This is a genomic window from Corallococcus sp. CA041A (genome assembly GCF_003612075.1).
GTDB lineage: Bacteria > Myxococcota > Myxococcia > Myxococcales > Myxococcaceae > Corallococcus > Corallococcus exiguus.
Window position 1 is genome coordinate 1 of sequence record NZ_RAWF01000420.1, and the last position, 4842, is coordinate 4842.

Genomic DNA, 4842 nt, shown 5'->3' on the forward strand with positions numbered 1-4842 from the left:
AGATGTGTATAGGAGACAGGGTGGTCATCGTCGCGGGGGCCACCGGCTCGGGGAAGACGACGCAGCTGCCGAAGATCCTGCTCGCCATGGGGCGCGGCCGCCCGCGCCAGATTGGCGTCACCCAGCCCCGGCGTATCGCCGCGACGAGCGTGGCGGCGCGCGTGGCACGCGAGCTCGGCACGGAGCTGGGCACGGACGTCGGCTACCAGATCCGCTTCGAGGACCGCTCGTCCCGGCGGACGGCCGTGAAGTTCATGACCGACGGCGTCCTGCTCGCGCAGATCCACAGCGACCCGCTGCTAAGCCGCTACGACACCATCGTGCTCGACGAGGCCCACGAGCGCAGCCTCACCATCGACTTCCTGCTCGGGTGGCTCAAGCGCATCCTCCCCAGACGCCCCGACCTCAAGGTGGTGGTGAGCTCGGCCACCATCGAGACCGAGCGCTTCTCGCAGTTCTTCGGGGGCGCTCCCGTCATCCAGGTGGAGGGCCGTACCTTTCCGGTGGACGTGCTCTACGAGCCGCCCCCCGAGGACGACGAGCTCGCCGACTCCGTCGCCGATTCGGTGGCGAACGTGCTCTCGCTCGACCCGGACGGGGACGTGCTCGTGTTCCTCCCTGGCGAGCGGGAGATCCGCGAGGCCGAGAATGCACTGAACGCGCGCGAGCTCCGCGGCACGGTGGTGCAGCCCCTGTATTCGCGCCTGTCGGCCTCCGAGCAGTCGCGCGTCTTCGCCACCATCCCCCAGCGACGGGTCATCCTCGCCACCAACGTCGCGGAGACGTCGATCACCATCCCGGGCATCGTGTACGTCGTGGACACGGGGGTGGCGCGCCTGTCGCGCTACGACCCACGCTCGGGCACCACGCGCCTGCAAATCGAGCCGGTCTCCCAGGCCAGCGCCGACCAGCGCAAGGGGCGCTGCGGCCGCGTGCGCGAGGGCATCTGCGTGCGCCTCTATGACGAGGTGAGCTTCACCACGCGGCCCGCCTTCACCGACCCGGAGATCAAACGCACCGGGCTCGCGGGGGTCATCCTGCGGATGAAGTCCCTCGGCCTCGGTGACGTCGAGGACTTCCCCTTCCTCGACCCGCCCCAGCCGAGGGCCATCGCCGAGGGCTGGCGGGTGCTCGAGGAGCTCGGGGCCATCGAGGGCAAGGAGCGCACCTTGACGCCGCTCGGGCACCAGCTCGCGCGCTTCCCGGTGGACCCGCGCATCGCGCGGATGATTCTCGCCGGCGCCGAGTACGGGTGCGTGGACGAGGTGCTCATCGTCGCCGCGGCGCTCAACCTGCAGGACCCGCGCGAGCGGCCACGGGAGCTCGCGCAGAAGGCGGACGAGCTGCACCGGCGCTTCCGTGACGAGCACTCGGACTTCACGGGGCTGCTCAAGCTGTGGGCGTTCGTGCGCGAGGCCGAGGAGCGCGGGACGTCCCATCTGCGGCGCGTGTGCCGGGACAACTTCCTGTCCTTCCTGCGGGTGCGCGAATGGCGGGACGTCCAGCGCCAGCTCGAGGAGACCGTCCGCGAGCTGCGCCTGCCTCGCAAGGGCCGGGGCGCCCCGGCGCGCGGGGACGTCCTGCACCAGGCGCTCCTCACCGGGCTCCTGTCCCGCATCGGCCAGTGGAATCCGGAGCAGCGCCACTACACGGGCGCGAAGCAGACGCGCTTCATGGTTCATCCCTCGTCGGCGCTCTCGAAGAAGCCCCCTGCCTGGGCGATGGCGTTCGAGCTCGTGGAGACGACCCAGCTGTTCGCGCGCACGGTGGCGAAGCTCGAACCGGAGTGGCTCGCGTCGGCGGCCCCCCACCTGCTCAAGCGCAGCTACTCCGAACCGCACTGGTCGGAGAAGTCCGCGCGCGCCATCGTGAAGGAGAACGCGACCCTCTTCGGGCTGCAGGTCTTCAAGGAGCGCCCCGTGTCCCTGTCCAGCATGGACCCCGCCCGGGCACGGCTGATGTTCCTCGAGCATGCCCTGGTGCGCGGCGAGTACCGCACCCGGGGGGCGTTCCAGGAGGAGAACCAAGAGGTGCTCGATCGCGTGGCGCGCCTGCGGGACAAGGCCCGGCGCAGCGAGCTGCTCGACAGCGAGGCGCTGCTGACGTTCTTCGACCAGCGCGTCCCGGCGGACGTGACGGACGGAGCGGGCTTCGAGGCCTGGCGCCGCAAGGCCGAGGCGGCCGACCCCGACGTGCTCATCCTCTCGATGGAGGATGCCCTCTCGCACGACCCGGGCCTGTCCCCGGCGCACTACCCGGACTCCATCACCCTGCACGGCGCGTCCGTACCGGTGACGTACACCTTCGACCCCTCGGCCGATGACGACGGCATCACCCTGAGCGTGCCGCTGCTGCTGCTCGCGCAGCTCGTCCCAGGTGAGCTCGACTGGACCATCCCCGGGTGGCAGAGGGAGAAGCTCACCGCCCTGCTCGATCAGGTTCCCCGCGCCCTGCGCAAGCAACTGGGGCCGGTGCCGGCCCTGGTCGACCGCCTCGAAAAGGAACTGGTGCCCTTCCGCGGGCCGATGATTCCCGCGCTCGCGCGTGCGGTGTCACGGCTGTGCGGCGTGGACGTGCCCGAGGAGTCCTTCCGGGCGGATGCGGTGGTGCCGTACCTGCGCGTCACGCTCCGGGTGCTCGACGAGCGGGGAAAGGAGCTCGCGCGGAGCCGCGACGCCAACGCGCTGCTCGATCAGCACGGGGGACATGCACGGGCGGCGCTGCGCAACGTGGCACCGACTTCGGACTGGGAGCGCAAGGGGCTGACGGCGTGGACCTTCGGCGAGCTGCCCCCCTTTGTTACCCGGCGGATCGGCGGGCTCGAGGTCCGCAGCTATCCCGCGCTCGTCGACCGGGGCGCTGCCGTGGACCTGGTGCTGCTCGAGACCTCCGCCGCCGCCGACGCGGCCACGCGCACGGGGGTCCGCCGGCTCCTGATGCTCGCCGCGCGCGGACACGTGGCCGTCAGCGCCGCGCGCATGCCTCTCCCCTTCCCGACCCTGGACGGCGCGCCGCCCGCGCGGGGCAAGGCTGACGCCTTCAAGGCGCTCGTCCTCGCACGCAGCGTCGACGATGCGTTCAAGCTCGCACCGGGTGCGCCACTGCCCCGCACGAAGGCAGCCTTCGAGGCGCTGGTCCAAGAGGGCTCACCGCGCATCGAGCGTGAGGCCCGGGACTGGGCGAACGCCGTCGTCGTCACCTCCTCGGAGCTCGCTGCGACGCTCGCCGCACTCAAGGCGGCCTCCAAGGGGCCGAGCGGCGCGGCGGCCGTGCGGGACATCCGCTCGCAGCTCGGGCAGTTGTTCCCCGCGAACCTCATCGAGTGGATTCCCCTCGTACGACTGCTGCACTACTCGCGCTACCTCCGCGCGGCCCAGGCACGGCTGGCGCGTGCGGTGGCGAACCCCGCCAAGGACGCAGGCAAGGCCGCGCCCTTCCTCCCCCTGTGGGAGACCTTCCTCGCCAGGTCCACCACCGCGCGTGACCAGGAGGCGGCGCAGGAGCTGCGTTGGGCCTTCGAGGAGCTCCGCGTGGCCATCTTCGCTCCGGAGGTGACGACGCCCGTGTCGGTGACGGTGGCGAAGGTCGGCGCGGCCCTCGCGGCGCTGCGCTAGAAGCGAGTGGATGTCCGTCCGCGACTCACGGTTGGGGCTGGATGCAATTGCCCGCGCGCCTTCGCTCCGTCTGCCCGGCAGGCTACGTTCACCGCCCATGTCCAAGGCCCGGAGCGACAAAATCGATGCCCTCAGCGCGGACGAGGTCGGTCGATGGCTACGTCCGTTGATTCGCCAGCGCACGATGCTGGTGCCGGGAGCTTCCTCCCGCGACGACTCGCTGCTTGCCACGCGCTTCGGTGGCGTGCCCACGGGGCGCGGTGGCGAACGGTGGCCCCTCTGTGACCGCGGCCATCTCCTGAGCTTCGTTGCGCAGGTGAACCATGTACGAGACGCTCGGCACTCGCCCACGCTCGGCATCGCCTTCTTCACGTTCTTCTACTGCTGGGACTGCGGCCCGCTGCACCCCAAAAAGCCGCGGGACGGAATCAAGGAGCGGGAAGGATTTCGGGTGATGGCGTACCCGTCGCTCTCGCCTTCCCAGGCATGCGAACTCCGACTGGAGCCGGATGCCTCCAAAGGCTACCGCTGGCAAGAGTTCGAGCCTCGATTCGTGACCCCACGACTCGAACAATCGCTCCCTGCTGACGTTGGGTTCGAGGTGCACCGTCCCCCGCTCTGGGACCGAGTCCCCGGAAACTCCGGTGCTCGGCAGGCGTGGGAGAACTGGCACGTGGTGGATCGAGTCGCCAGTGAGCTAACCCACGCCCGCGAGAAACCCCACTCACGCAACAGAGGGGTCGTGCTCGGCGGATATCCCAATTGGGTGAACGGCCCAGACCAGACACCACGATGCACCGTTTGTGGGGAGCTGATGGAGCTGCTGCTGCAGCTCTCTCCCTCGGATGTGACGGATGCCAGTTGGGGCGATGTGTGGACGGCCTATCTCTTCATGTGCCGAACACACCTGAAGGAAGTCGCGCTTCGATTCCAGGGCACGTGACCCGACTCCCGCTCGCTTGTTCCTGACGGTTTGGGAGCGCTGTTGGTAGGCGTCCGGCCAGCGATGTGATGTCCTCTCTGGGCAGCGAAAACGTGACGGTCAATGGCCACGCTGCCGCGTGCGCGAGTAGACGAGCAGGGCGATGCCAGCCAGCACCTGCAGGCCGAGGATGATGCGCGTGGGCTCCACGACAGGCAGCCACGACACCCTGTCTCCGCGGATGACGAAGGCGCCGGCCGGACGCGCGCTCAGCCCAAAGCCCGTGCCCTCCCCATGTCCCATGCC

2 protein-coding genes and 1 pseudogene are annotated in these 4842 nt (G+C 69.9%); 2 read left to right on the plus strand and 1 reads right to left on the minus strand.

From position 1 onward, the window contains the following. Positions 1 to 2 precede the first annotated feature (2 nt). Both hrpA and D7V77_RS40130 read left to right on the plus strand, forming a co-directional pair. Complete coding sequence (hrpA, locus tag D7V77_RS40125) at positions 3 to 3614, plus strand: ATP-dependent RNA helicase HrpA (protein ID WP_120581461.1); 3612 nt, start codon at positions 3 to 5, stop codon at positions 3612 to 3614. A 10-nt stretch (positions 3615 to 3624) separates the two neighbouring features. Next, positions 3625 to 4557: a DUF1963 domain-containing protein gene (locus D7V77_RS40130; protein ID WP_120581462.1), complete on the plus strand. Its 933-nt coding sequence runs from the start codon at positions 3625 to 3627 to the stop codon at positions 4555 to 4557. A gap of 99 nt (positions 4558 to 4656) precedes the next feature. Here the strand turns inward: D7V77_RS40130 and D7V77_RS40135 are convergent. After that, positions 4657 to 4842: pseudogene (locus D7V77_RS40135) on the minus strand (hypothetical protein); the annotation flags it as partial.

Bases quoted from the DNA above. Each gene is read 5' to 3' on its own strand.
- hrpA (WP_120581461.1), top strand. From the start codon at position 3: ATGTGTATAGGAGACAGGGTGGTCATCGTCGCGGGGGCCACCGGCTCG.
- D7V77_RS40130 (WP_120581462.1), top strand. From the start codon at position 3,625: ATGTCCGTCCGCGACTCACGGTTGGGGCTGGATGCAATTGCCCGCGCG.